Origin of the sequence: Bacillus paramycoides (genome assembly GCF_001884235.1) — a bacterium.
Classification (GTDB): domain Bacteria; phylum Bacillota; class Bacilli; order Bacillales; family Bacillaceae_G; genus Bacillus_A; species Bacillus_A paramycoides.
In genome coordinates, this window is the sequence record NZ_MAOI01000110.1 from 1 (window position 1) to 2,532 (window position 2,532).

4 protein-coding genes are annotated in these 2,532 nt (G+C 37.8%); 3 read left to right on the top strand and 1 reads right to left on the bottom strand.

What is annotated here, in order from left to right; genetic code table 11:
- Window positions 1-163 precede the first annotated feature (163 nt).
- Entirely contained in the window at window positions 164-595 is a 432-nt protein-coding gene (locus BAU28_RS23595) for an S-Ena type endospore appendage (protein WP_071720187.1), read from the bottom strand.
- 157 nt (window positions 596-752) lie between these two features.
- On the opposite strand from BAU28_RS23595, the gene BAU28_RS23600 reads away from it, so the two are divergent.
- From BAU28_RS23600 to BAU28_RS23615, 3 genes are all read left to right on the top strand, one after another.
- Window positions 753-1,127 (top strand): S-Ena type endospore appendage, encoded by a 375-nt coding sequence (locus tag BAU28_RS23600; protein WP_071720189.1) that lies wholly within the window; start codon window positions 753-755, stop codon window positions 1,125-1,127.
- 84 nt (window positions 1,128-1,211) lie between these two features.
- Complete coding sequence (locus tag BAU28_RS23605; protein WP_071720191.1) at window positions 1,212-1,559, top strand: S-Ena type endospore appendage; 348 nt, start codon at window positions 1,212-1,214, stop codon at window positions 1,557-1,559.
- A 516-nt stretch (window positions 1,560-2,075) separates the two neighbouring features.
- Window positions 2,076-2,532, top strand: a 457-nt coding sequence (locus tag BAU28_RS23615) for a plasmid recombination protein (protein ID WP_208610977.1), incomplete at its 3' end; no start/stop codon positions are given.

Sequence of the window (2,532 nt, forward strand, 5' to 3'; positions counted from 1 at the left end):
AACAGTTTTGGAAACAAAACGCCATTTCCATCGGGGCAACCCGAAGGGAAGACCGATGTCTTCCCACCCTACATAAGAAGACCACCTCAGGGAGGTCTTTTTTTATTTTTTAAATTTGAAAAAAAGACATTCTCCTCTATGAAATGTCTTTTTTGATTTATATTTAGAAATTTTTATTTCCACAAGAAAATGCAAAGCATACTTTTAAACAGAATGTACCTTTTAAAATACTTGTACCTTCTCGAAAAATAATAACTGATTTAGCATCATTGACAGTTGCGGAAACTGTATTTCCTGGAGGGACAGTAAATTCAGTAGGACCCCTGGTGTTTTCAGTAACCATAACTCTTATAGATCCATTGTTTGTTGAACTATTAAATAGAGATATTGTTATTGTTGTTTTTTCAGAGATTTTTCCTTTCCAAATTTCTAGTGTTGCAACATGATCGTTTAATAAAATATTACCGCATATTTCATTACATATAACCTCACATACAGGAGAAGGCGAGGGAGGTGGTGGTGGAGGACAAGGAGTAGGAATATCACATGGAAAAGCCAAACAAGGAGCCTTTGGTTTGCAGTTTTTTATAGTCATTAACTATTCCTCGCTTTGATTTAATCAGATTTATATTACAAAGTATTTAAAAAAAATTAATTTAATTACTTTTACAAATTGTATGAACAAGATTCAAAAAAAAATCATTTAATAATAAGGACAAGCAAATATACGCTATAGAAAGGAGCATAATTTAATGTGTGGTTCACAAGGAATAAATGGAAATTGTTGTCCTCCTGCGCAAATTTTTCAGGAAAAAATTTGTGGTAATTTTAATGGTGGCGCTGCTGGGGTTGTTGATCAAATTGTATGGTCAGCACCTGCTGGTGATTTTTTCGAAGGAACATTTGAGATTTTTAACTCTGCAACTAGTGCAAATACCGTAACGGGTATTATTATTAGTTCGAATCCTACTCCTCCTCCTGCTACTATCACGACAAATTTAGGTCCAGTTCCACCTGGTTTTTCAGTTTCAAATACGGTATCTAAGCCAATTTCATTTGCAATTACAGCACCTGCCGGAACAAATGGGACATTTTGTATTACTCTATATAAACATGTTTTAGCATAGATTAAAGTTCATCATTTTTGGATTTTTGACTAAATGAAAAATAAGTACAAGTTATAGAAAAATATTAGAAAGGAGCACGATATAGTGTGTGATTCACAAGGAATAAATGGAAATTGTTGTCCTCCTGCGAAAATTTTCCAAGAAAAAATCTGTGGTAATTTTAGCGCTACTACTGCTGAAGTTACTCAAACTGTATGGTCAGCACCTGCTGGCGATTTCTTCGAAGGAACATTTGAGATTTTTAACTCTGCAACTAGTGCAGCTCCCGTAACTGGTACTATTACCTCTACTCCTGCTACACCGGCTTTAACCGTTCCAGTTGGTTTCTCAGTTTCAGCTACGGCACTTAGACCAACTGCATTTTCAATTGCAGCACCTGCCGGAACAAATGGGAAATTTTGTATTACTCTATATAAGCATGTTCTAGCATAGGCTGGATTTTAATGAGTCTCTCAGTTCATCTGAGAGATTTTTTGTATTAGGATTTAATGAGTGATTGGAACAACTCGCAAAGCGACTATTGGGAGAGGAAGAATAAGCGGTAAGTGTCAATGGTAAGCGGACTGGAATGGTTCAGCGATTTGTGCTGATCCATGAAAGGAGCATTAAGGAATTGACACGTGCATCTGATTCTTCACCCTCTCGGCAGTTCCTCAAAACGAATCGTTTTGGGGACGCCAACCGGCGAGGGAGTCCCTCAAGGATTGAGGGGTTGGGGAGTTCGATTGAGGGGGGCTGGGGAAGAGTTCCCCAGTGGGTTTGGGCAAAGCCCAAGGTTTTGTTGTTGCCATGCTAGGCATGGTTCGGCAAAGCCGACAAGCGTCGCAGACCCCTATTGATTTTGATGCGAAAGCGTCAAAATACGTATAGGGTTACGTCAATTGACACAATTTTGTGGCCTTGCTAGACTTATTGTATCAATTAATCTAGGGGAAGTGGTGGCACTTTATGTTGTTCTCTATCTCATTTAATCAATCTCACCAAAGTTCATTAAGCCATAATAACAGAGAAAACATTCATGGGAATCCTGGCATTGATCCATCCAGGTTAGACGAGAATATCTACTTTGTTCAAAAGGACATCCGAAGTGTATACAAGGATGTCTTTCAAGAAGCCGTGGACAAGTATAATGAGAAACAAAAACGTAATGACCGTAAGATTCAGGACTATTATGACAAAATACATAAAAATGAAAAGACACATGAGCAACGAGAATTGGTTGTAGCGGTTGGAGAGGGTAAAGATGACCCAAAGTATAGGGGAGCTAAAAAAGAAGCACTGAAGCGCTATGCTAAGGCGTTTCAAGAGAGAAATCCAAATCTAGTAGTCTATAACATGGTTTTACATGATGATGAAGCAAATCCGCATTTACATATTAACTATGTACCGAATTTCGAAAGTAGTC